The following is a 21,285-nucleotide window of genomic DNA, read 5'->3' on the forward strand; positions in this document are numbered from 1 at the left end:
TACGCCGAGCTGCTCGGCCGCTCGGTCCGCACCCTCAGCCGCGCCGCCCAGGACGCCACCGGCAAAGGGGTGCGCGAGCTCATCGACGAGCGGCGCCTGCTCGAAGCCCGGCGCCTGCTGGGGGACGCGGGGTGGGAAGCCCGGGCTGTGGCCGTCCATCTCGGTTTCACCGATCCTGCGAACTTCGGCCGCTTCTTCCGCGACCGCACCGGTCTCACCCCGGCCGCCTTCGCCGCCCGCGACACCACGGCCCACCAGTGAGCGGAGTGCGGCGGCGGCGCGCGGATCCCTGACCGTCCGGGCAACGGGCGCTCGTGCTGCGGGACTCCCGATCGATTCGGAGGTCCGCTCGGGCTGGGTCAGACCCAGTTGGGGAGATGCTCTTCGGCGTAGCGGGCGCCGAATCCGCCGGTCGGGAGGATCTCGTGGATCGCGGCGAGATCGGCCTCGGTGAGGGTGACGTCGGCCGCGTGGGCGTTCTCCTCCATGCGGGCGGCACTGCGGGTGCCCGGGATCGGGACGATGTGCTCGCCCTGGGCGAGCAGCCAGGCCAGGGCGAGTTGGGAGACGGCGATGCCCTTGGCGATGGCCAGCCGGCCAAGTCGGTCCACGGCTTCGACGTTCTTCTCGAAGTTGCCGGGCTGCCAGCGCGGGTTGGTCCTGCGGAAGTCGGTGGCGTCGTACTCCGCCGCGGGCTTGGCGGTACCGGTGATGAAGCCGCGGCCGAGGGGCGAATAGGGTACGAAGCCGATGCCGAGCTCCTGGAGGACCGGGAAGAGCTGCTCGACGTCGCGTTCGAAGAGCGAGTACTCGGTCTGCAGGACCGAGACCGGCTGGACGGCGTGCGCCTTGCGGATGGTCTGCGGGCCGGCCTCACTGAGGCCGAAGTACTTGACCTTGCCCGCGCCGATGAGCTCCTTGACGGTGCCCGCGACCTCCTCGATCGGCACGTCCGGGTCGACGCGGTGCTGATAGAGGACGTCGATCTGGTCGACGCCCAGGTAGCGCAGGCTGTTGTCGGTGACCGTGCGAATGTTGTCCGGGCGGCTGTTGAGGCCCAGGCCCTGCTCGGTCTGCGCGAAGCCGAACTTGGTGGCCAGCACGACCTCGTCGCGGAAGCCCCTCACCGCCTTGCCGAGCAGAACCTCGTTGTTGCTCGTGCCCCAGCCGTAGACCTCGGCGGTGTCGAAGAAGGTGACGCCCAGGTCGTGGGCGCGGCGGATGGCGGCAAGGCCCGCCTCTTCGTCACTGGGGCCGTAGCCCTGGGTCAGGCCCATCGAGCCGTAGCCGATCGCCGAGACGGTCAGGCCCTGGGTGCCGAGTGTCCTGTGCCGCATGCGAATCTCCTCATATCAAACCAAACGGTTCGGTTTTAAGCGTACTCCGACCGCAGCTCAGCGGCAAACCAAACGGTTCAGTCCGGTAGCGTGGCGGCATGAGCCCCGCAACCCGCGCAGACTCGGTCCGCGACCGCATCGTGAGTGCCGCCAAGGCCGAGTTCTCCCAGCGCGGGATCGCCGGGGCGCGGATCGACCGGATCGCCAAGGCCGCCAGGACGAGCAAGGAACGTGTCTACGCCTACTTCTCCAGCAAGGTGGCCCTTTACCGGTTCGTCTCCGCGCAGGAGCTGGCGACCGTGGGCGAAGCGACCCGCATGGACCCCACCGACCTGCCCGGTTACGCCGGCCGCGTCCATGACTACTTCACCGACCACCCCGAGCGCTTCCGGCTCATGAGCTGGGGGCAGCTGGAGCTCGACGCCGGCGACTCCCTCCCCCACGACACCTTCCGGGAATCGGTGGCCGGCAAGGTCGAGCAACTCCGCGACGCCCAGGAAGCCGGCCAACTGGACGACCACTGGGACCCGGTCGACATCCTGGTCCTCGTCCACCAGATCGCCACGGCCTGGGCCGCACAGCCTGAGCTGCTGCCCCCGTCCGACGCGGATCGCGCCACGTTCCTGACGGCGCGCCGAGCCGCCATCGTCGCTGCCGTCGAGCGCCTGTTTCCCGCGGCTGCGAACTGACAGGTGCCCCGAGCCCTCGAAGCGGTGCCTCGCTTCATCGGCCTGCCTCTTCGCCCGGTGAGCGCCTGGTGCGGGCGACTGTGAAACCGGCAATGGCGAGCGGGGCGCCGGGGTGGCCGTCCAGGCCGACGAAGCCCAGGTCGGCTGCGGGTGGGTGGTAGGTGATGCCGTTGTGGCGGGCAGCGGTGATCTGGACGAGTCATTCCGGAGTCCCGTCTGCGGGGAGGTGCCATGCACGCACATCCGCGGCGTTGACGGCGATGTCGGGGGAACCGACGCTCCCGCGTCGCTTCCCTCCTGCGCCTTGCGGCTGCGCTCGGCATCCGAAGGACCGGAGCGGACCGGCGAGACGAGGCCGCTGGACGCCCTCATCCTGGAACGCTCGGCCAAAGCGATCCAGACGCTCACGGGAGCCATCGCCGATCGCTCCGCCGACGCCGCGGTGCGGATCGCCTGCGACCCCGACGCCCCCGAAAGCGACCGCTGCGACGCCGTCAAGCGGCTGAGGCTCACCCGCCCGGTGACCGTCGTCGTCATCGCCTCACCCCTCCAGCCACCGTCGCCTCACTCCGCGCGCTGCGCGGGCCTCCTCCCGGCGCCTGGGCTACGAGAAGAAGAGAAGCAAGAAAGTGTCACCTGCTGACCACCAGGTGACTGCTAGCCGCCGGGCGCTTTGTCGGATCCCAGGAAACGATGGGAGACATCACCGCGAGCAACCAGCCGCCGAAGCACCGCGCGAACACCCGAACCGCGCTGGAAGGACCTGTCATGACCGCCACCGCTCCCAAGGCCCCGACCGCACCAGGGGTGCGGTCCTGGTGGGGAATCCCGTACGCCACCGCCGAGCGGTACCGCCGCCCCGTGGTCGCCGACTTCGATCCGGACCGCCCCTATGACCGCAAGGGCGTCGTCTCTGTCCAGCCCGACAGCGGCGACTGGCTCGAAGCGGACAGCGGGATGGGCGAGGACTGTCTGAACCTGAACGTGTGGGCCCCCGAACAGCCGGCCGGCAAGGCGCTCCCGGTGACCGTGTACATCCACGGCGGCGGATTCGAGTATGGCGCGAACACGCAGATCACCTCGAACGCCTCCGGTCTCGCCGCGTCGGGACGTGTGGTGAGCGTGTCGGTCAACTACCGGCTCGGTGCCCTGGGCGCGCTCTCGCTCTCGCAGTACGGCGGCGCTCTCGCCGAGGCCGGCAACCTCTGTCTGCACGATGTCATCGCCGCGCTGACCTGGGTCAGGCAGAACATCGCCCACTTCGGCGGCGACCCAGACAACGTCACGGTCTACGGCCACAGCGCCGGCGCCTTCGCCACCTTCGGGCTGCTCGGCGCCTCCGCCGCGGACGGCCTGTACCGGAGACTGGCAGGGTTCTCCGGCGGGCCCTCTCGTGGCATCCAGCCCTGGTGGGCCGAGGAACTCGCGCACCGGTTCGTCACCGAACTCGGCGTCGCGGACAATCCGGAGAAGCTGCTCGACCTCGACACAGCCTCCCTGGTGGCCGCCCTGAGCAAGGTCACCCCGACGGACCTCGGAGTCCGAGGCGGGATGGACAACCAGGTCATCGGCGTCGTCCAGGACAACCCCCTGAACGTCCTGGCCTCGGGCGCACACCGCGATGTCGACGTGCTGCTGAGCATGGCCAGTGACGACATGGGCTGGTGGGTGGCGAACGACCTCGACCGGTTCGACCCGGGCACCGTCGACCGCATCACCGACCAGCTCGCGGGATGGCGCATTCCCCGCTCCCGCGCCAAGAAGATCGTCGAGGCCTACGACCGGGGCGGCCGCACCCCGGCCGAGGTTCGCGGCGCACTCCTGTCGGACTACATCTTCGCGCTCCCCGCGGCCCGCGCCGCCCTGGCCCACGCCGCGGCGGGCGGCAACGCCCATCTCCTCATGATCGGGCCCGCCGAGGGCGCGCCCGCCGTGCACGGCACAGAGATGTACGCCCTGGTCGGCCAGGAACGGCCGGACCGCAGCCCCGAACAGGCCGAGCGCGACACACGTATCCGCGACATCGTGCTCGACTTCGCCACCGGCGAGCACACCCGTCTGTGGCCCGCCGTCACGGACCGGCCCACCTCGGGAAGCGTCGGCAACCCGCCCTACGAGGCCGATGCCCACTACCAGGCGGCGCTCGATCTCTGGGAGAGCATCGACCGCCCCTGACGGTCACCGGGCGATACCGAGATGCGCAACGGCGCAGGGTCACCACTGACTGATCACCCGGGTACCTGCGCCCGGAGCCCCGGCTCCGCCTTCACATCCCCGGGGGACGAACAGAGTAGGGAGCACGGCATGAGCCAATCGACAGCAGCCGGCGGCGCCGCACCGGCGACGATGCGGGCCGTCGTCGTCACCCGGCCCGGCGGCCTCGACGCACTGGAGATCAAGGATGTCCCGGTGCCCGTCCGCAAGCCTGGCTGGGTGCGGATCAGGGTGAAGGCGTTCGGTGTCAACGAGTCCGAGGTCACCACCCGAAAGGGTGAGTCGGACGCGGTGGTCACCTACCCGCGGGTGCCCGGCATCGAGGGCGTCGGCGTGGTCGACGAGGCCGACGAGGGCAGCGGGCTGCGGCCGGGGCAGCAGGTGGCCACGATGATGGGCGGCATGGGCCGCTCGTACGACGGCGCGTACGCCCAGTACGTGACGGTCCCCGTGGCGCAGGTCATCCCGTTCGGGACCGGCCTGCCGTGGGAGGTCGTCGGCGCGCTGCCGGAGATGTTCCAGACCGCCTACGGATCGCTGACCCGCGGCCTGGACCTCAGGGCCGGGCAGACGCTGCTGATCCGCGGCGGCACCTCCACGGTCGGGCTGAGCGCGGCCACGATCGCGAAGGACCTCGGAGCCACCGTGCTGTCCACCACCCGCAGCCCGGCAAGGGCGGGGGAACTGCGGGCCGCGGGCGTCGACCATCCCCTCGTCGACGACGGGACGATCGCCGGACAGGTGCGCGAGCTGGCGCCGGACGGTGTCGACGCCGTACTGGAGCTGGTGGGCTGCTCGGTCCTCGCCGACACCCTGCGCACCGTCCGCCGGCACGGCACGGTCTGCTTCACCGGGGCCCTGGCGGGCCAGTGGACGATCCCCGACTTCAGCCCGTTCATGATCCCGGGTGGGGTGCGGCTGACGTCCTACGGCGGTCAGGCCGCCGACCTCCCGGCCGACGTCTTCGCCCACCAGCTCCAGGCCATCGCCGAAGGACGTCTCAACGTCCCGGTCGCGAAGGTCTACCACGGCCTGGAACAGATCCGTGACGCCCAGGCCGACCTCGAATCCGGCACCACGCCGGGCAAGCACGTCGTCGTCCTGGACGACTGAGACCCGGGACGACTGAGACCCGGGACGACTGAGACCCGGGCCCCTGAGGCCCGGGCAACCGAGAAACGACCACCGACCCCCTTGATGCGCGCCGTTCGACAACGGCCGGTCACAGCATCCGTAAGTGAAAAGGCACAGGAACAGATATGAGCGTCGACAAGGCGGAGATCAGCGCGACCATCCTGGAGATGGAGAAGTCCTTCAACGAACGGTGGAGCGTCGGCGACAACCGCGGCTACTTCGACAACTACGCCGAGGAGGTCAGCTACTTCGACCCGATCGTCAAGGAACTGGTCGTGGGACGCGACAACGTCATCGCACACATCGACCCGATCTACTCGAACCCGCACATCGTGCGCAGTGAGTACCTCAACCCGGCGGTGAGCGTCGCCGACAGCGGCGACTTCGCGCTCCTGGCCTACAACCTGAACACCTACGTCCTCGACGACAACGGCAACGAACGGCTACTGCGGGCCTGGAACGCCACCGAGGCGTACCGGCTGATCGAGGGCGAGTGGCGCATTGTGCACTCGCACTGGGCGTTCCCGCAGACCGCGAAGACAGCCGTCGCCTCCTGACGGTCAAAGGGGCCTCCGCCGCGTTTCCGTCACGGTCCTCGCCTCGGGGGCCGCGTAGGCGGCCGGGGTGAGGACCGGCGCGGTCGCGGAAGAAGCGACCGAAGTTCGCGGGATCGGCGAAGCCGAGGTGGACGGCCACAGCTCGGGCGTCCCACGGGGCACCTCCCCACAGGCGCCGGGCATCCAGGAGGCGCTGCGCGTCGATGACCTCACGTACGTCCTTGCCGGTGGCGTCCCGGGCGGCACGGCTCAGGGTGCGGACCGAGCGGCCGGGCAGCTCGGCGTGGTCCGCCGCTTGGTGCGGCTCGCGAAAGTGCGGCTCCAGGGCGTCCAGGAAGCGTCCGTACCTATCGGCGCCGCCCGTGTCGGGCAAATGGCCGACCAACCCCAAGCCCCGATGGTAAGTGGGTCGACTTGCCATCGCGGTGGTGTGGGAGTTAGCCTCACGGGGCCCGTGCCGAACTGTCGTACCCCGATGAACACGGCGTACGCGTCGGCCGCCGACGATCACTCCAACAACACTCCAGAGGGCAGAACCCATATGAGAATCCGACTGACCGCCGGAGAAGCCGTCCTCAACGCAACCCTCGACGACAACGCGACGGCACGCGACTTCGCCTCGCTGCTTCCGTTGACGCTGCAGATGAACGACCTGTTCAAGCGCGAGAAGTACGCTCACCTGCCCCGGTCTCTCAGCGCAGGAGGCGAGTCGCGGTCCAGCTACGAGATCGGCAGCATCGCCTATTGGTCGCCCGGTCCCGACATCGCCATCTTCTACGACCACGACGGCCAGTCCATCCCCGCCCCCGGCATCGTCATCCTCGCCGAAATCAACTCGGGGGCCGATGCCTTCAAGAAGTACGACGGCGCGGTCGACGTCACCATCGAGGCCGTCGACTGAGACCCAGCCGGAAACCACCGGAGCGGATGAGCGGCGACCTGTGCCGCTGCGGCGCCTACAACGGCACCGTCTCGGCGATCAAGGAGGTCGCGAAATGAAGTCGTTCTCTTATGAGGGTGGCGCCGAGTGGCCGGTGTAGCCGGGGTGGCCGACGCCGCAGCCGGTAGTACAGGCAGGACACGGTCCGGGCTCAGCCGTCGGCCGCTGTTGGTTACTGGGAGGACCGGTCGCGCTCGTCCGTATTCGTTGTCGGTCGAGTCCACCCATACCTGCACCTGTCCTGGTAGGGCGAGGCATCGGCGCCCTGGCAGCGTGAACTGGTGGTGCGGGGTTCAGGATCCGGCGCGGTGGCGGGTGAGTATGAGGGCGACGGCTTCGTCCACGATTGTGGTATCGGTGGGGTCGGGTGGGACGAAGTCCGTCCGTACGAGTTGGGGCCACAGGAGCTGGCCGCAGATCATGCCGAGGAACTGTTCGGCGACGGCTGATGTCGGTTGTGGCTGTCCGTCGGCCGAGCGGAAGTCGAGTGTGCCGGCCTGTGCTTCGGCGTCCAGGTAGTCGCGGAGCCGTTCGAAGAAGGGTCCGCGGTCGATGGCGAAGCCGGTGCCGACGATGTCGGCGAGTTCCGGCATCTGGGGAAGTTCGGTGATGATGAGGCGGCACAGCGCGGCCGTTCCGGGCCGCGCGACCAGGCAGGCGTAGTCGCGGCCGATGTGGTCCAGACCGTATCGAGGATCACCGGGCGGGGGCGGTTCGGCGTACTCCACGTCCAGCTGCCACTGTTCGGAGGTGACGGCCGCGAACAGCGCGGCCTTGGAGGGGTACCGCTTGAAGAGGGTGCCGGTGGAGACGCTGGCCTCCTTGGCGATCTGGGCCAGGGAGGTCTTGTCGTATCCCCGGGCGAGGAAGAGGTCGCGGGCGGCGCGGATGATGCGCGCGCGGTTCTCCGCCTTGATCTGCGCGTGATACCCCGCCTGGCCCGTACCGTCACCGGTTTCCGCTCGGTCACGGTCCGCCGCCGTCATACCCACACCCCTTCTCCCGATTCTCAGCCGCATCCTCGCATGTCAGAGGATGGTCTGGCCGCCGTCCAGGATAAGGTCCTGGCCCACGGTGAAGGCGGCGGCATCGGAGGCCAGGTACACGACGGCTTCCGCGACCTCCTCGGGCATGCCCATGCGCCCCAGCGGGATGGTGGAGCTGATCGCCTCCAGAACCGCCTTCTGCTGCGCGGGGTCCTCGATCCCGAGCTTGGAGCCGGAGTACAGCGGCCCGGGCGCGCACCTGCCGTCGAAAGCGGCTCCACGGTCCGGCATCGGATCGTGAAGCAATGACGATGCACGTTGTTGCGCATGTGGGGGGGCTCCCTGTCAGGGAGCCGAGAGGTGCGCCCCTACGGGCTCTACCTGGGTACCGAGGCCTGGTCCCCGGGCGAGCGGACAGCTGTGGCGCCAGGCTCGAATGTGTCCTGCCCCGAGCTGAGCCCGTCCAGCAGGAGGTCCCCGAGCTCGGAGAAGGCGTCGCCGGCGGTCAGGCCGGTCCTCTCCAGGAGGACCCCCGACTGGACCGCGTCGATGGTGACTGCCACGACCTGGGCGGCGAAATGCCCGTTGAGCGCGCGGAAGACGCCGGTCTGCACGCCCTCTTCGATCAGTTCGTGGACTCGGTGCGCCGCGGCGGCGGAGTTCTTGCGGTAGATCTGCGCCGTCGGTTCGTAGCCGACCATGTCGTCGTAGAAGGCGTGGGAATGACGGCGCATGGCCGTGCCGACGCCGGTGAGGTAGACGCGGATCCGCTGCCTGGGGTCGGGCTCGGCCTGTACAGCCTGCTCGATCTCGGCTGTCGCCTCCCGGAAGAAGGTGCGGGTGACCGCCAGCACCAGCTGTTCCTTCGTGGAGGCGAGGCTGTACAGCGTCGCCTTGGAGCATCCCAGCCGCTGGGCGAGTTCATCCATGGTCACCGCGGTGAAGCCTTCGGCCAGGATGATCGCTTCGGCCTGGATCAGCAGTTCGTCCCGTCGGCGGGTGTCGACGACCCGCCTGCGCGCTGTTCGGCGCGGGCGTCGGTCACGCGAGTCGGTTTGGGCCGTCACCGCAGCAGTCTCCCATGAGGGTCCCCGCCGAAGCGGGGTCGATCGTCCGGGCCGGAAGGCCCACCCTTGTGCATGGGTACCAGCGTACCGGTTAACGTACCTACGGAGGATGTCCAGGGTGACGTTCAGGCATGGGTTTGCTCACCGCGTTGGCGGTGTCACTGTCCTCCACGATCGCCGCACAGTCACTACGGCCCGGTCGGCGTGATGGGCCGGACGACGAAGGCCGATGCAAGAGATGAGCACTTGCTCGACCGCCAGGCTCGCGTTACCGGATGGAGGATCCGATGGAGATGCCGCCGTCGACGTCGAGGACTATGCCGGTGATGTAGCCGGCGGCTTCGCTGGCGAGGAAGGCGGCGGCTTCGGCGATGTCCTCGGGCCTGCCGGTGTGGCGCATCGGGATCTTGTTGGTGAGCTTGTCGCGTGCGGGGCCGTTCATGGAGGCGAGCATGGGTGTGTCGATGAGGCCGGGGGCGATGGCGTTGGCGGTGATGCCGTGGCGGGCGCCTTCGAGCGCGAGGGTGCGGGTCATGCCGACGATGCCGGCCTTGGCGGCCACGTAGTTGGTCTGGCCGAAGTTCCCGCGCCATGACATGGAGGCGAAGCTGACGATACGTCCGTAGCCCTGGCGTTTCATGGGGGCGAACGCGGCGCGGGCGCAGTGGAATCCGCCGGTGAGGCTGACGTCGATGACCGCGTGCCAGTCGTCGTCGGTGATGTCCTCGACGCGGTTGTCGCGGATGATGCCGGCGTTGTTGACCAGCACGTCGAGGCGGCCGAGATCAGCGGTGACACCGTCGATCCAGGCATCGACCTGGGCGGAGTCGGTCACGTCCACCAGGCTGGTGCGGAGTTTCGCGTCGTGGGCGTGGGTGATGGTCCCGGCGGCGTTGGTGAGGGCCTGTTCGTTGACGTCGGCCAGTGCCACGGTGGCGCCTTCCGCGGCGAACCGGGTCGCCATGGCGAGGCCGAGACCTTGGGCGGCGCCGGTGATGGCGACGACGCGGCCGTGGTAGCGGTTCACGTGGTGTCTGCTTTCGTGGTGTGGGGAGCGAGGAAGTCCCGCAGGGCGTCGGCCACCGAGCTCGCCTCCCAGTTGTCGGCGAAGGTGGCCAGCTCCTCGCGCAGGGCGTGTTCGGGGGCGATGCCGTCGATGCGGTGCAGCAGCGTTTTGAGGCGGTGCTGGGCGGGGCTGTTGCGGTCGGCCAGTTGGTGGCAGATGCGGGTGGCCGTGGTGTTGAGGTCCGGCTCGGGCACGATCGCCCGGATCCAGCCGGTGCCGGCGAAAGCGGTGGCGGGCAGCAGTTCGCCGGTGAGCAGGAGCCAGCGTGACATGCCCCGTCCGACCGCGGCGGGCAGCCGGACGCTTGATCCGGCGGCCGGTACGAGCCGCCGGGTGAGGTGGCCGTCGCCGATGAGGGTGGTGTCGGCGGCGACGACGACATCGCAGGCCAGGGCGAGTTCGAGGCCGCCGGCGACGGCGTGACCGTGCAGAACGGCGACCCAGGGTTTCGGGCTGGCCGCGATGCGGCTGAAGCAAGCCGAGATGTCGGTCAGGAAGTTGACCGGGTTCTCGCCGCGGTCGTGCAGCTCCAGGAACTGGTGGAAGTCCCCGCCGGCGCAGAAGCTCGGCCCGTTGCCCGCCACGGCGATGACGGCGGTGCCGGGGTCGGCCTCGGCGCTGGTGATCTGCTTGTCGAGGGCTTCGATGAGGGAAACGTCGAGGGCGTTGCGCCGCTTGGGGCGGTTGAGCAGGAGCCATCGGACGGTGCCGCGTTGTTCGACGAGGAGGGGTTCGGTGTCGGTCACTGTGTCTCTCGGGTGGTGAGTTCGGTGCGTCGGCGTTTGCGCAGCAGGTAGCGCTGGGTCTTGCCGCTGGGGGTCTTGGGCAGGGCGTCGATGAAGTGGATCGTGTGCGGGTAGGCGTGGGCGGCGTAGCGGGTCTTGACCAACTGCTGGAGCTCGGTGGCCAGTTCCGGTGAGGCGTCGGTGCCGTCGCGGAGGACGACGTATGCCTCGATGACCTCGCCGCGGACCTCGTCGGGTGCGCCGATGACGCTGCACTCGCCGACGGCGGGGTGCTGGGCGAGGACGCTCTCGATCTCGAACGGCCCGATCCGGTAGCCGGCCATGATGATGACGTCGTCGTCGCGGGAGGAGAAGAAGAAGTCGCCGTCGGCGTCGATGCGCCCGGCGTCGCCGGTGAGGTAGTAGCGGCCGTCGGCGGTGAACTTGCCGTAACTCTGGCCTGCTGTCTGGTAGTCACGGAAGGTCATCAGCGGGCTTGCCGTGACGTCGATCGCGACCCGGCCGAGCACGCCTGGTTCGGTGGGTTCGTCCTTGTCGTCGGCCAGGACGGTGAGGCTCCAGCCGGGCAGCGGCCGGCCCATCGATCCGGTCTTGAGGGGGCGGGCGAGTTCGGGATGGTGGTGGTTGGCCAGGGGCATGCCGACCTCGGTCTGCCCGAAGTGATCGTGCACGGCCAGGCCCAGGGTGGCCCCGGTCCACTCATTGACCTCGGGGGTCAGGGGCTCTCCCGCGCTGGACGCCCGTTCCAGGCGCAGCCCGGGCGGCACCGGCACCGGCGAGGAGCGCAGGCCCCGGTACACGGTCGGGGCGGCGGTGAAGTCGGTGACCTGGTGGTCGAGGAGGGTGCGCCAGGTCGTCTCCGGGGAGAACCCGCCGGACAGCAGCAGGCTGGGGATGCCGGCGGCCATCGGGGCGACGATGGCCGCGTAGAGCCCGTAGGCCCAGCCGGGGTCGGCGGCGCACCAGTAACTGCTGTCCTGGGTGACGCCGAGGCCGTACTCCAGGTAGATCTGCCATCCGGCGATGTAGGAGACGGGGTGGATGACCCCCTTGGGCTTGCCGGTGGTGCCGGAGGTGAACATGTGCACCAGAGGTCCGTCCCCGCTGGTGGTGACGGCGGGCACCGGCTCCGGCGACGCGGCGGCGACGAGGTCGGCCATCGACACGTCACCGGGGGAGGCGGCGGTTCCGGTGACGACGATCCGGCGCTGGGGGTCGTCCGGCATGTCGGGACCCGGGTCGAGTTTGTGGCGCTGGTCCGGGTCGACGACCACCACGTGCGCACCGGAGCCTTCCAGGCGCGGGGCGATGGCCTGGGGAGCGAACGCGGTGAACAGCGGGACGTAGACCGCGCCCAGCCGCCAGATCGCCAGGATGACGGTGACCAGGTCGGCGCTCTTGCCCATCAGGGTCGCCACCCGGTCACCCGGACCGACCCCGAGCCCTTGCAGCGCCCGCGCACAGCGGTGCGAGTCCACGGCGAGCTCTCCGTAGGACAGCGTGGAAGACTCGCCGGCGCTGTCGACGACGGTGAACGCGACACGGTCGGCGGGATGCCGGTCGCACAGCAGCCAGGCCGCATTCAGGGAGGGTGCGGAGAATGTCGTGGTCAGTTCGGCGACCCGGTCGGTGGCGCTCACGCCCGGTCCTCGATGATCGGCAGGATCAGGCGGCTGGGGTGGTTCGGCCCGTGGTGGATGTGGTTGACCGCGGGGATCATCTGCTCCTCGCTCTCGCGGGCGATGACGCCTCCGGTGTTGGTGTTACGGTCGTAGCGGGGGAAGTTGCTGCTGGAGACGTCCACGCGGATGCGGTGACCGGGAAGGAACACATTCGACGTGGCGGTCATGTCGACGGTGATCTCGTAGACCGCGCCGGGCTCCATCAGTTCTTCGGTGGCGAGGCCGCCCCGGTAGCGGGCGCGCAGGATCCCGTCGCACAGGTTGATCGCCCTGCCGTCGGGGAAGACGTCGACGAGCTTGGCGGTGAAGTCGGTGTCCACCGCCGACGAGGAGACGAACAGAGTCAGGCTGACCGGACCGGTGACCTCGACAGCCTCCTCCAGCACGGGGCCGGCGAAACACAGGACGTCCTCGCGGCCGGCGACGGTCCGCTGGTCGACCGGGCCGCCGAATCCCAGCGTCATCGGCAGGCATGCCCCGCCGGCTGTGGGAACCGGGCGGCGCGGGTCGTAGAGATAGGTGTCGTGCCCGGTGCCAGTGGGTGGTTCGGTGCTCAGCACGCCGTCGCCGTCCGCGGTGTTGGCATGGCCGGCGCTGGTGAGGTGGAAGTCGGTCCACCTCGTGTCGGGCAGCGGCCACTCCTGCTCGTCGCGCCACTGGTCGATGCCCATCACGAAGATCTTCACCGGTGCCACGTCGTCCAGAGCGGTGGTGTCGCCCCGGAGCCAGCGGTCGAAGAACTTCACCTGCAGCCCGGTCAATCCCAACACCTGGGCACTGGCCAGCGGGCCGAAGGAGCGGTCGGGATAGGCGCCGGTCGTGGCCGTGTGGTCCCACGGGCCGATGATCAACCGCTGCCCCTCACGCGCCTGCGCGCTGCCTGCCTTCCGGCGAGCGGTGGTGTAGGCGCGTACGGTCTGGCCGATGTAGAGGTCGTACCAGCCGCCGATGTTGAGCGCCGGGGCCGTGACGTTCCTGAGCTCGGGCGTGAGCTCCATGGCGTCCCAGTACGCGTCGTGGGAGGGGTGGGCCATCCAGTCGTCCCACCACTTCCCGTACGCCGCCAGGACCGGAACCTCCGCCGTCGGCAGCACATCGTTGAGAGGCTCCGGGAACAGCGCCGCCTGACCGAGCTGCCGCAGCTGCGACACAGTGCCCTCGCCGGCCGCCAGGGACCGCTGGGCGTCGGCCGCGTACATCATGGCGTTCCACCACGTGACCAGGCTCAGTGAGAGCGCACCGCCCGCGCCGTACCAGGGCGCCTCGTAGTTGTCGATCGACGTGAAGGCCGGTGCGATCGCCTTGAGGGCAGGGGCACCGGTCACGGCGGTCTCCCACTGGGTCATGCCGAGATAGGACGCCCCGTACATGCCCACCGTGCCATCCGACCACGGCTGCTCGGCGATCCAGGCGACGGTGTCCTCGCCGTCGGCCCGGTCGGCCATATGCGGAACGAACTCGCCTTCCGAACGGTAGGTGCCCCGGCAGTCCTGCACCACCAGCGCGTAGCCGGCCTCCAGCAAAGCCAGGAGGTCAGGCATGACCCCTCCCAGGGTTATGACCATCCCGTCCTTGCCGTACGGCATGCGCACCAGCAGCGTCGGAGCCTGCCCCTCGGCCGGATGCCACACGTTGGCGGCCAGTGCCACACGGTCGCGCATCGGAATCCGGACATCTATGTCGTATACGTGCTGCATCGATGCTCCTCGTTGAGCTGGCGACGTCGCCCCGTCATATGGGTACGTTAAGAGGTACGTTCGTACCCTGTCAATTACCACGGAGGGGCTGACCTTCCGTGATCACCTGCGCCGGGCCCCGCCTGGAGCCGGCCGAGCCCGTGCGTCGGTGACCCGTTCTTCTCCGCCGACTCGTTCCGAACCCGCCTGGAGGCCGCTTGTGAAACCGAGGGCTTCGAGACCGTGACCGCCCGGCGGGACGGTGGAATCGTCGGGTACGTGCACGGCGCGACGCTGCCCGCGGACACGCCATGGTGGGTCTGGCGTCGGCCAGGCCGACACGTTTGTCCGGCCGGTGGTCGCCGAGCGTGCCAAGGTCACGACGGACTCGGGAGGAGGCCGGCCTCGGCCGGCGCGGGCATCCAGGTGCAGGTGTTCCACGTATGTACCGGTGGCTCGGGCACTCCTCGCCCGCGATCACCCTCGGTTACTATGCTCACCTCATGCCGGAGGCCGGAAGCAAGGGGCGCACCGCCATTGACGGACTGCTCGGGGCGAGGGGGGATCGGCATGCCGGTCGAAACTCCCCAGATTCTCCCCAGGCTCGTTGGCGGGTGATTCCCGCTGTTACGCCCTTCCCGAGTTGACTGTGGATTGCAAGGCTGAAGAAATGAGTGGCCTGGGAAAATGCTGACAGAAGTCACTGCGACCCGCTACATCACGCCCCTGCGGGAGGGTGGATCGTTGCCGGGGCTCGTCGAGGCCGATGATCTCGGTACGTATGTCATGAAGTTCACCGGTGCCGGGCAGGGCCGCAAGACGCTCGTCGCCGAGGTCATCTGCGGGCAGCTCGCGCGCAGGCTCGGGCTGCCGGTTCCTGAGCTGGTGCGGATGGAACTCGACCCGGTCATCGGGCTCTCGGAGCCCGATCAGGAGGTGCAGGAGCTACTGAAGGCCAGCGGTGGGCTGAACCTCGGGATGGACTATCTGCCGGGGTCGATCGGCTTCGATCCGCTGGCGTACGAGGTGAGTTCCGAGGAGGCGGGCCGGATCGTCTGGTTCGATGCCGTCATCAACAACGTCGACCGCTCCTGGCGCAACCCCAACCTGCTGGTCTGGCACGGGGATCTGTGGCTCATCGACCACGGGGCCACCATGATCTGGCACCACAACTGGCCGGGTGCCCAGGCGTCCGCAGCCAAGCCGTACAACGCGTCCGACCACGCCCTCGCGCCCTTCGCGCCCGATGTCGCGGCCGCCGCCGAGCGGCTCGCCCCGCTGGTCACCGAGGAGCTGCTGACCGAGGTCGCCGCCGAGGTGCCGGAGGAGTGGCTGGCCGACGAGCCCGGCTTCGACTCCACCGACGCGCTGCGCCGCGCGTATGTGGCGCCGCTGCTGGAGCGCGCCGCGACGATCCACCGGCGCATCACCCTCGACGCGCCGAGCGCCGAGCGGTCCTCGCGCGCGCCGGGATGGCTGGCCGACCGGCTGGCCCCCCGGCCGCGGCAGGCGCAGGGTACGCGGAGCCGGCAGGGGGATGCCCAGTGAGCACGAAGGACTTCACCGGGCCCACGTACGTCAAGAACGTCAAGGGCGAGAAGGACACGTACGAGTACGCGCTGCTGAGGGTCGTGCCGCGCGTCGAGCGGGGCGAGTGTTTCAACGCCGGGGTGCTGGTCTACTGCCGTGCGCGGTCCTACGTCGGCGCCCTCACCCATCTCGACGAGGCCAAGCTGTCCGCCCTGGACCCGCGGGCCGACCTCGTGGGGGTACGGGCGGCGCTGCGCGCGGTCGAGGGCATCTGCGAGGGCGGCGCGGCGGCCGGACAGGCCGCCGTGGACGACGCGGGCCGGCGCTTCCGGTGGCTGATCGCGCCGCGCTCCACCGTCGTACAGCCGGGGCCCGTCCACACAGGACTGACGGCCGATCCGCGGGCCGAGGCGGAACGGCTGCTGCGCCTTCTCGTCCTCTGAGTTCCGCTCGCCTCTCCCCGCTCCCGTCTTTCCCTCTCTTTTCCGGCGGCCGATCCGTCACCGGCGTCGTCGGCCGTTGACACGGCGTGCTGTGGCTTCTAGCGTCTGTCTGCTGAACCTACTAAGCGGTTGCTCAGCATCAGGGCCGCAGGACCTAGGGCGAGGAGATCAGGGATGTCCACCACCGAGCAGCGCGTAGCGGTCGTGACCGGGGCGGCGCGCGGCATTGGCGCCGCCACCGCCGTACGGCTGGCCGCGGACGGCCGCGCCGTGGCCGTACTCGACCTGGACGAGGCGGCCTGCGAGGACACCGTGGAGAAGATCACCGCCGCGGGCGGCACCGCCCTCGCCGTCGGCTGTGACGTCTCGGACGGCGCGCGGGTGGAGGCGGCCGTCGCGCGGGTCGCCGCCGAACTGGGCGCGCCGACCGTCCTCGTCAACAACGCGGGCGTGCTCCGGGACAACCTCCTCTTCAAGATGAGCGAGTCCGACTGGGACACTGTGATGAACGTCCACCTCAAGGGCGCCTTCCTGATGGCGAAGGCATGTCAGAAGCACATGGTGGACGCCGGTTTCGGCCGTATCGTCAGCCTCTCCTCCAGCTCCGCGCTGGGCAACCGCGGCCAGGCCAACTACGCCGCCGTCAAGGCGGGCCTCCAGGGCTTCACGAAGACGCTCGCCAAGGAGCTGGGCAAGTTCGGCATCACCGCCAACGCGGTGGCCCCCGGCTTCATCGTCACCGAGATGACCGCCCAGACCGCGGCCCGGGTCGGCATGGGCTTCGAGGAGTTCCAGGCCGCCGCCGCCACCCAGATCCCCGTACAGCGGGTCGGGCGCCCCGAGGACGTCGCGAACGCGATCGCCTTTTTCGCGGGTGACGCGGCCGGATTCGTCTCGGGGCAGGTCATGTACGTGGCCGGCGGACCGCTCAACTAAGAGGGGAGGCTGCCGACATGACGGAGCAGACGGAGCAGACGGAGCGTACGGAGCCGGGCGCGCGGGCCCCGGAGAGCGGGAGGACCGCGCTGGTCACCGGCGCGAGCCGGGGGATCGGATACGGCGTGGCCGAGGCGTTCGTCGCGCGGGGTGACCGGGTGTGCATCACCGGCAGGAACGAGGACGCGCTCAAGGAGGCCGTGGAGCGGCTCGGCACCGACCGGGTGATCGGTGTGGCGGGCAAGGCGCACGACGAGGCGCACCAGGCCGTCGCCGTCGAGCGCGCCATGGAGGCGTTCGGACGGGTCGACTTCCTGGTCAACAACGCGGGAACGAACCCGGTCTTCGGCCCGATGGCCGAGCTGGACCTCAATGTGGCCCGCAAGGTGTTCGAGACCAACGTCATCTCCGCCCTCGGCTTCGCCCAGCTCACCTGGCGCGCCTGGCAGAAGGAGAACGGCGGCGCGATCGTGAACATCGCGTCCGTCGCCGGGATCTCCGCGTCGCCGTTCATCGGCGCGTACGGGATGAGCAAGGCGGCCATGGTCAATCTGACCCTCCAGCTCGCACACGAGTTCGCGCCGTCCGTCCGGGTCAACGCCATCGCACCCGCCGTGGTCAAGACCAGGTTCGCCCAGGCGCTGTACGAGGGCCGGGAGGCCGAGGCCGCCGGCGCGTACCCGCTGGGCCGGCTCGGGGTGCCCGAGGACATCGGCGGCGCCGCGGCCTTCCTCACCTCCGACCAGTCGGACTGGATCACCGGGCAGACGCTCGTGGTCGACGGAGGGATCTTCCTCAACGCCGGAGTCGGCTGAGCGCGGCCGGGGCCCCGCGGACGATGGCGGGTCCGTGGGTCCGAGGAGGGGAAACGTGCTGGCAGGAGCCGTTGTCAGTGGCCACCGGTAGGTTCAGGGCTACAAGTGATTGCCTACCGGAGGTTGTTGACGTGACCGACACCGACATGCTGCCCGCGTCCTGGCGTGGGGTCCTCGGCGAGGAGCTGGACAAGCCCTATTTCAAGGAGCTGACCGACTTCGTCGAGGAGGAGCGGGCCAAGGGGCCGGTCTACCCGCCGCGCGAGGAGGTCTTCGCCGCGCTCGACGCCACGCCGTACGACCAGGTGAAGGTCCTGATCCTGGGCCAGGACCCGTACCACGGCGCGGGGCAGGGGCACGGGCTGTGCTTCTCGGTCCGTCCCGGGGTGAGGACGCCTCCCTCCCTGCGCAACATCTACAAGGAGATGAAGGAGGAGCTGGGCCTTCCGGTGCCGGACAACGGCTATCTGATGCCCTGGGCCCGGCAGGGTGTCCTGCTGCTCAACGCGGTGCTGACGGTCCGCGAGGGCGAGGCCAACTCCCACAAGGGCAAGGGCTGGGAGAAGGTGACGGACGCGGTGATCCGCGCCGTGGCCGAGCGGCCCGACCCGGCTGTCTTCGTGCTCTGGGGCGCCTACGCGCAGAAGAAGCTCCCCCTGATCGACGAGGAGCGCCATGTGGTGGTGAAGGGCGCGCACCCCTCGCCGCTCTCGGCGAAGAAGTTCTTCGGTTCGCGTCCGTTCACCCAGATCAACGAGGCGGTCGCCGCCCAGGGCCACACGCCCATCGACTGGCGCATCCCCGACCTCGGCTGAGAGCGGATGCCCGTTACGGCGGTTAGCGTGAGGTTCGTCGGAGTGATGTGACGGGCAAGCGGAGGCGGCAGTGGCGGAGCAGCGGCAGATGTCGGCGGATGCCGTCCTGACCAGGATCGGACAGGCGGTCATGCTGCTCCACGGCGGCGACCGCGAGGAGGCACGCAACCGCTTCGGCGAGCTGTGGGCGGAGATCGGTGAGGCGGGGGAGGCGTTCCACCGCTGCACGCTGGCGCACTACATGGCCGACACCCAGGACGACCCGGGGGACGAACTGGCCTGGGACCTGCGGGCGCTGACCGCCGTGGAGGGACCGGACGGCGGTGCGGGGGAGCTTTCGCCCGCCGCCCGCGCCTTCTTCCCGTCCCTCCATCTCAACCTCGCGGCCGACTACCTCAAGCTCCAGCGGCCGGAGGCGGCGCGGCTCCATCTCGACCGGGCGCGGGACGCGGCGGACGCGCTCGGGGCCGCCGGATACGGGAACGGGATCAGGACGGGCATCGACCGGCTGGAGCGGCGGCTGGGGAGCGGTGCGTGGGGGGAGTAGCGAGTGGTGGGGGATGAGTGGTGGGGAGTGGGTGGGGGCGGTGAGTGGAGGAGCGTGGTGAGCGTGCGGCTCAATCTGTCTGCGCTCTCTGGCAGATGCGGGCCTGGGGGCTGCCGACCGGCCAGCGTCCGTAGCCCTCGCCCAGGGCGCAGACCTCGGTGAGGGTCGGTACGGACGGCAGCGACGCCGGCAGCCGCCGCACCGGCTGCTCGTGAGCCCCCTCCCGGGACCCTCCCCGGCCGTACCCGGAGGCCGGTGGGGCCGGGGAGCGTTCCGTGCCCGCCGTCCGGGCGCCGGTCCGGTGGTCGGGGGCCGGACGCGGCCCCGGGGAGGCATCGGGCGCCGGGGCCCGGGTGGGGACGATCCGCTCCAGGGCCTCGTCGGCCGGGGCCTGGACGACCTGTGGTTCCGCGCCGCCGGGGCCGGTGGAAGGGGCGGCCGCCGAGGGAGCGGGCCGTAGCTCCTGCGCGGGCCGCGGCCCCACGGCCACACATCCGGAGGCGGCCGTGACCGCCACGCCCACCAGGGCCATCACCAGGTTTCTCGTTCGCTGCACGCGCGCAACTCTGCTGGGCGAGGGGCGCCGTTGGCGAGCGGAAGCGCGCGCCATGGCCCGTACGGGTGAAGCCGATCGGGGGTGCGGCCGGAATCGTGTTGACGGATCGATGCCACCGGCCGCGTGGCGCCGCGCGGAGCGTCAGTCGCCCGTCGTGCCGTCCAGGCGCTCGCGCAGGAGGTCGGCGTGGCCGTTGTGCCGGGCGTACTCCTCGATCATGTGCGTGTAGATCCAGCGGAGGTTGAACGGCTCGCCGGTCCGGCTGCGCTCGCCCGTGCCTCGATGATCGAGCGGGAGCGGCGCGGCCACCTCCCGCGCATGGGCGATCTCGGCCTGCCAGGTGGCGTACGCCTCGTTCCAGGTGGCGTCCTCGCCGGGGTGGAGGTCCCCGTCCGGGTCGGCGCCGGTGCAGTAGAGCGACGGGGCCTTCTCGTCGCTGAGCCGGTTGCGGAACCAGGAATGCTCGACCTCGGCCATGTGCCGGACGAGACCGAGCAGGGTGAGGTCCGAGGGTGGTACGGCCCTCTCCCTGAGCTGTTCCTCGTTCAGTCCGGCACATTTCAGGGCGAGGGTCTGCCGGTGGAACGCGAGCCAGCCCTCCAGCATCTCGCGTTCGCCCGCGACGGTGGAGGGCGCGGCGCGGTCGGGGGCGGTCGGGGCGGCGGTCGCCGAAGCGGTCTCGGAAGTCGTCATGGCGGCCATCCTCACGTACGGCCGCCGCCCGCGGCCACGGGTTATCCGGCGCGGTCCCCTGGTCCCGCCTGCTGTCCGGCGGCCGTCGAATCGCCGCCCGCCGGCGGCGCCGCGTCGCCCAGCATGCCGCGCAGCAGTCTTCCCCGGTCACCCCGGGCCCGCGCACGCCGGGTACACCACCTGGCGCATGGTCGTCCCGCCGCCCGGAGCGCCCTTCGCGCCCCATGAGACCTGGGGCCGGGGCCGCGTCTGGGGCACCCAGCCGCTCAAGGACGGCCGGGTGTACGCGTACGCCATGGCCGTGGGGCCCGCCGGCGGCCACACCCCCGACGACGAACGGGCGGAGCTGCGGCGGCTCTTCGGCGACTGGCACGACCCCGTACCGCGGATCATCGAGGCCGCCGCGCCCGAGGGCGTGCTGCGCCACGACGTCCACGAGATGCGCGTGCCGCTGCCCGCGTACCACCGCGGCCGGGTCGCGCTGCTCGGGGACGCCGCCTACGCCATGCAGCCCACCCTGGCGCAGGGCGGCAACCAGGCGATCGAGGACGCCGTCGTCCTCGCCCACCACGCGGGGCCGGGCGTGGGCGCGCCCGCCGGGACCGGCCCCGACCTCGCCGCGTACACCGCGGACCGGCTGCCCAGGACCACCGCGATCGTCCGCCGGGCCCACCGCACGGGCCGGCTGGCCGGCGCCGACGGCAGGGCCACCGCGGCCCTGCGCGACCACCTTGTCGCCGGGGCCTCCCGGCTCGTCCCCGGCCTCGTGCTGCGGAACTTCGACTCCATCGCCGGCTGGTCCCCTCCGGCGCGCACGTATGCTTCCGGGACACCGCACGGGCAACGGGGCTGACGC

General features: G+C 70.3%; 23 protein-coding genes and 2 pseudogenes. 14 read left to right on the forward strand and 11 right to left on the reverse strand.

Annotation, left to right across the window (positions count from 1 at the left end; all coding sequences use genetic code 11):
- The coding region (locus tag ACIQ7D_RS24705) for a helix-turn-helix domain-containing protein (protein ID WP_403940916.1) at positions 1–261 on the forward strand (261 nt) is incomplete at its 5' end.
- A 98-nt stretch (positions 262–359) separates the two neighbouring features.
- Here ACIQ7D_RS24705 and ACIQ7D_RS24710 read toward each other — a convergent pair.
- Positions 360–1,337 carry an aldo/keto reductase gene (locus ACIQ7D_RS24710; protein WP_403940918.1) on the reverse strand — a complete coding sequence of 326 codons (978 nt, stop codon included), beginning with the start codon at positions 1,335–1,337 and terminating at the stop codon, positions 360–362.
- 98 nt (positions 1,338–1,435) lie between these two features.
- Between ACIQ7D_RS24710 and ACIQ7D_RS24715 the strand changes: the two genes are divergently transcribed.
- From ACIQ7D_RS24715 to ACIQ7D_RS24735, 5 genes are all read left to right on the forward strand, one after another.
- Entirely contained in the window at positions 1,436–2,026 is a 591-nt protein-coding gene (locus ACIQ7D_RS24715; RefSeq protein WP_403940920.1) for a TetR family transcriptional regulator, read from the forward strand.
- A gap of 112 nt (positions 2,027–2,138) precedes the next feature.
- Positions 2,139–2,669: a hypothetical protein gene (locus ACIQ7D_RS24720; protein WP_403940922.1), complete on the forward strand. Its 531-nt coding sequence runs from the start codon at positions 2,139–2,141 to the stop codon at positions 2,667–2,669.
- A gap of 125 nt (positions 2,670–2,794) precedes the next feature.
- The gene (locus tag ACIQ7D_RS24725) at positions 2,795–4,201 is read left to right on the forward strand and encodes a carboxylesterase family protein (RefSeq protein WP_403940924.1); all 1,407 of its coding nucleotides are present in this window, start codon (positions 2,795–2,797) and stop codon (positions 4,199–4,201) included.
- Between the two features lie 129 nt (positions 4,202–4,330).
- Positions 4,331–5,353 carry an alcohol dehydrogenase catalytic domain-containing protein gene (locus ACIQ7D_RS24730; RefSeq protein ID WP_403940926.1) on the forward strand — a complete coding sequence of 341 codons (1,023 nt, stop codon included), beginning with the start codon at positions 4,331–4,333 and terminating at the stop codon, positions 5,351–5,353.
- A 146-nt stretch (positions 5,354–5,499) separates the two neighbouring features.
- Positions 5,500–5,931 (forward strand): YybH family protein, encoded by a 432-nt coding sequence (locus ACIQ7D_RS24735; RefSeq protein ID WP_403940928.1) that lies wholly within the window; start codon positions 5,500–5,502, stop codon positions 5,929–5,931.
- A gap of 3 nt (positions 5,932–5,934) precedes the next feature.
- Here the strand turns inward: ACIQ7D_RS24735 and ACIQ7D_RS24740 are convergent.
- Positions 5,935–6,295: pseudogene (locus ACIQ7D_RS24740) on the reverse strand (helix-turn-helix domain-containing protein); the annotation flags it as partial.
- A 177-nt stretch (positions 6,296–6,472) separates the two neighbouring features.
- On the opposite strand from ACIQ7D_RS24740, the gene ACIQ7D_RS24745 reads away from it, so the two are divergent.
- Entirely contained in the window at positions 6,473–6,832 is a 360-nt protein-coding gene (locus tag ACIQ7D_RS24745; protein ID WP_403941178.1) for a cyclophilin-like fold protein, read from the forward strand.
- A gap of 332 nt (positions 6,833–7,164) precedes the next feature.
- Here the strand turns inward: ACIQ7D_RS24745 and ACIQ7D_RS24750 are convergent, their stop codons facing one another.
- The 7 genes from ACIQ7D_RS24750 to ACIQ7D_RS24780 all read right to left on the reverse strand — a co-directional run bounded on the left by ACIQ7D_RS24750 (position 7,165) and on the right by ACIQ7D_RS24780 (position 14,115).
- Positions 7,165–7,857 carry a TetR/AcrR family transcriptional regulator gene (locus ACIQ7D_RS24750; RefSeq protein ID WP_403940930.1) on the reverse strand — a complete coding sequence of 231 codons (693 nt, stop codon included), beginning with the start codon at positions 7,855–7,857 and terminating at the stop codon, positions 7,165–7,167.
- Between the two features lie 42 nt (positions 7,858–7,899).
- A complete protein-coding gene (locus ACIQ7D_RS24755; RefSeq protein WP_403940932.1) occupies positions 7,900–8,148 on the reverse strand; it encodes an SDR family oxidoreductase in 249 nt (82 codons plus the stop codon).
- Between the two features lie 86 nt (positions 8,149–8,234).
- Positions 8,235–8,924 carry a TetR/AcrR family transcriptional regulator gene (locus ACIQ7D_RS24760; RefSeq protein ID WP_403940933.1) on the reverse strand — a complete coding sequence of 230 codons (690 nt, stop codon included), beginning with the start codon at positions 8,922–8,924 and terminating at the stop codon, positions 8,235–8,237.
- A 268-nt stretch (positions 8,925–9,192) separates the two neighbouring features.
- Positions 9,193–9,951 (reverse strand): SDR family oxidoreductase, encoded by a 759-nt coding sequence (locus ACIQ7D_RS24765; RefSeq protein ID WP_403940935.1) that lies wholly within the window; start codon positions 9,949–9,951, stop codon positions 9,193–9,195.
- Positions 9,948–10,736, reverse strand: a complete 789-nt coding sequence (locus ACIQ7D_RS24770; RefSeq protein ID WP_403940937.1) for an enoyl-CoA hydratase/isomerase family protein — start codon at positions 10,734–10,736, stop codon at positions 9,948–9,950. Before ACIQ7D_RS24770 ends, ACIQ7D_RS24765 begins: the two co-directional genes overlap by 4 nt.
- Positions 10,733–12,376: an AMP-binding protein gene (locus ACIQ7D_RS24775; RefSeq protein WP_403940939.1), complete on the reverse strand. Its 1,644-nt coding sequence runs from the start codon at positions 12,374–12,376 to the stop codon at positions 10,733–10,735. Before ACIQ7D_RS24775 ends, ACIQ7D_RS24770 begins: the two co-directional genes overlap by 4 nt.
- Entirely contained in the window at positions 12,373–14,115 is a 1,743-nt protein-coding gene (locus tag ACIQ7D_RS24780) for a CocE/NonD family hydrolase (protein ID WP_403940940.1), read from the reverse strand. The genes ACIQ7D_RS24775 and ACIQ7D_RS24780 overlap by 4 nt, the downstream gene beginning before the upstream one ends.
- A 666-nt stretch (positions 14,116–14,781) precedes the next feature.
- Here ACIQ7D_RS24780 and ACIQ7D_RS24785 point away from each other — a divergent pair.
- From ACIQ7D_RS24785 to ACIQ7D_RS24810, 6 genes are all read left to right on the forward strand, one after another.
- Positions 14,782–15,642, forward strand: coding sequence for a HipA family kinase (locus ACIQ7D_RS24785; protein WP_403940942.1), 861 nt, complete (start codon positions 14,782–14,784; stop codon positions 15,640–15,642).
- Positions 15,639–16,067, forward strand: a complete 429-nt coding sequence (locus ACIQ7D_RS24790) for a DUF3037 domain-containing protein (RefSeq protein WP_403940944.1) — start codon at positions 15,639–15,641, stop codon at positions 16,065–16,067. Before ACIQ7D_RS24785 ends, ACIQ7D_RS24790 begins: the two co-directional genes overlap by 4 nt.
- 174 nt (positions 16,068–16,241) lie before the next feature.
- On the forward strand, positions 16,242–17,003 hold the full coding sequence (gene fabG / locus ACIQ7D_RS24795; protein ID WP_403940946.1) for a 3-oxoacyl-ACP reductase FabG: 762 nt from the start codon (positions 16,242–16,244) through the stop codon (positions 17,001–17,003).
- A 17-nt stretch (positions 17,004–17,020) separates the two neighbouring features.
- On the forward strand, positions 17,021–17,818 hold the full coding sequence (locus ACIQ7D_RS24800) for an SDR family oxidoreductase (RefSeq protein ID WP_403940948.1): 798 nt from the start codon (positions 17,021–17,023) through the stop codon (positions 17,816–17,818).
- 131 nt (positions 17,819–17,949) lie between these two features.
- Positions 17,950–18,633: a uracil-DNA glycosylase gene (locus tag ACIQ7D_RS24805; RefSeq protein ID WP_403940950.1), complete on the forward strand. Its 684-nt coding sequence runs from the start codon at positions 17,950–17,952 to the stop codon at positions 18,631–18,633.
- 70 nt (positions 18,634–18,703) lie between these two features.
- Positions 18,704–19,180 carry a hypothetical protein gene (locus ACIQ7D_RS24810; RefSeq protein ID WP_403940952.1) on the forward strand — a complete coding sequence of 159 codons (477 nt, stop codon included), beginning with the start codon at positions 18,704–18,706 and terminating at the stop codon, positions 19,178–19,180.
- A 70-nt stretch (positions 19,181–19,250) separates the two neighbouring features.
- On the opposite strand, the gene ACIQ7D_RS24815 is transcribed toward ACIQ7D_RS24810, so the two are convergent.
- Both ACIQ7D_RS24815 and ACIQ7D_RS24820 read right to left on the reverse strand, forming a co-directional pair.
- Complete coding sequence (locus ACIQ7D_RS24815) at positions 19,251–19,736, reverse strand: hypothetical protein (RefSeq protein ID WP_403940954.1); 486 nt, start codon at positions 19,734–19,736, stop codon at positions 19,251–19,253.
- Between the two features lie 141 nt (positions 19,737–19,877).
- Complete coding sequence (locus ACIQ7D_RS24820; protein WP_403940956.1) at positions 19,878–20,438, reverse strand: DinB family protein; 561 nt, start codon at positions 20,436–20,438, stop codon at positions 19,878–19,880.
- 118 nt (positions 20,439–20,556) lie between these two features.
- On the opposite strand from ACIQ7D_RS24820, the pseudogene ACIQ7D_RS24825 reads away from it, so the two are divergent.
- A pseudogene (locus tag ACIQ7D_RS24825) lies at positions 20,557–21,282 on the forward strand (FAD-dependent monooxygenase); the annotation flags it as partial.
- Positions 21,283–21,285 lie beyond the last annotated feature (3 nt).

Origin of the sequence: Streptomyces sp. NPDC096310 (assembly GCF_044763125.1) — a bacterium.
GTDB lineage: Bacteria > Actinomycetota > Actinomycetes > Streptomycetales > Streptomycetaceae > Streptomyces.

Bases quoted from the DNA above. Each gene is read 5' to 3' on its own strand.
- ACIQ7D_RS24710 (WP_403940918.1), bottom strand. From the start codon at position 1,337: ATGCGGCACAGGACACTCGGCACCCAGGGCCTGACCGTCTCGGCGATC.
- ACIQ7D_RS24715 (WP_403940920.1), top strand. From the start codon at position 1,436: ATGAGCCCCGCAACCCGCGCAGACTCGGTCCGCGACCGCATCGTGAGT.
- ACIQ7D_RS24725 (WP_403940924.1), top strand. From the start codon at position 2,795: ATGACCGCCACCGCTCCCAAGGCCCCGACCGCACCAGGGGTGCGGTCC.
- ACIQ7D_RS24730 (WP_403940926.1), top strand. From the start codon at position 4,331: ATGAGCCAATCGACAGCAGCCGGCGGCGCCGCACCGGCGACGATGCGG.
- ACIQ7D_RS24735 (WP_403940928.1), top strand. From the start codon at position 5,500: ATGAGCGTCGACAAGGCGGAGATCAGCGCGACCATCCTGGAGATGGAG.
- ACIQ7D_RS24745 (WP_403941178.1), top strand. From the start codon at position 6,473: ATGAGAATCCGACTGACCGCCGGAGAAGCCGTCCTCAACGCAACCCTC.
- ACIQ7D_RS24750 (WP_403940930.1), bottom strand. From the start codon at position 7,857: ATGACGGCGGCGGACCGTGACCGAGCGGAAACCGGTGACGGTACGGGC.
- ACIQ7D_RS24755 (WP_403940932.1), bottom strand. From the start codon at position 8,148: ATGCCGGACCGTGGAGCCGCTTTCGACGGCAGGTGCGCGCCCGGGCCG.
- ACIQ7D_RS24780 (WP_403940940.1), bottom strand. From the start codon at position 14,115: ATGCAGCACGTATACGACATAGATGTCCGGATTCCGATGCGCGACCGT.
- ACIQ7D_RS24785 (WP_403940942.1), top strand. From the start codon at position 14,782: ATGCTGACAGAAGTCACTGCGACCCGCTACATCACGCCCCTGCGGGAG.
- fabG (WP_403940946.1), top strand. From the start codon at position 16,242: ATGTCCACCACCGAGCAGCGCGTAGCGGTCGTGACCGGGGCGGCGCGC.
- ACIQ7D_RS24800 (WP_403940948.1), top strand. From the start codon at position 17,021: ATGACGGAGCAGACGGAGCAGACGGAGCGTACGGAGCCGGGCGCGCGG.
- ACIQ7D_RS24820 (WP_403940956.1), bottom strand. From the start codon at position 20,438: ATGGCCGCCATGACGACTTCCGAGACCGCTTCGGCGACCGCCGCCCCG.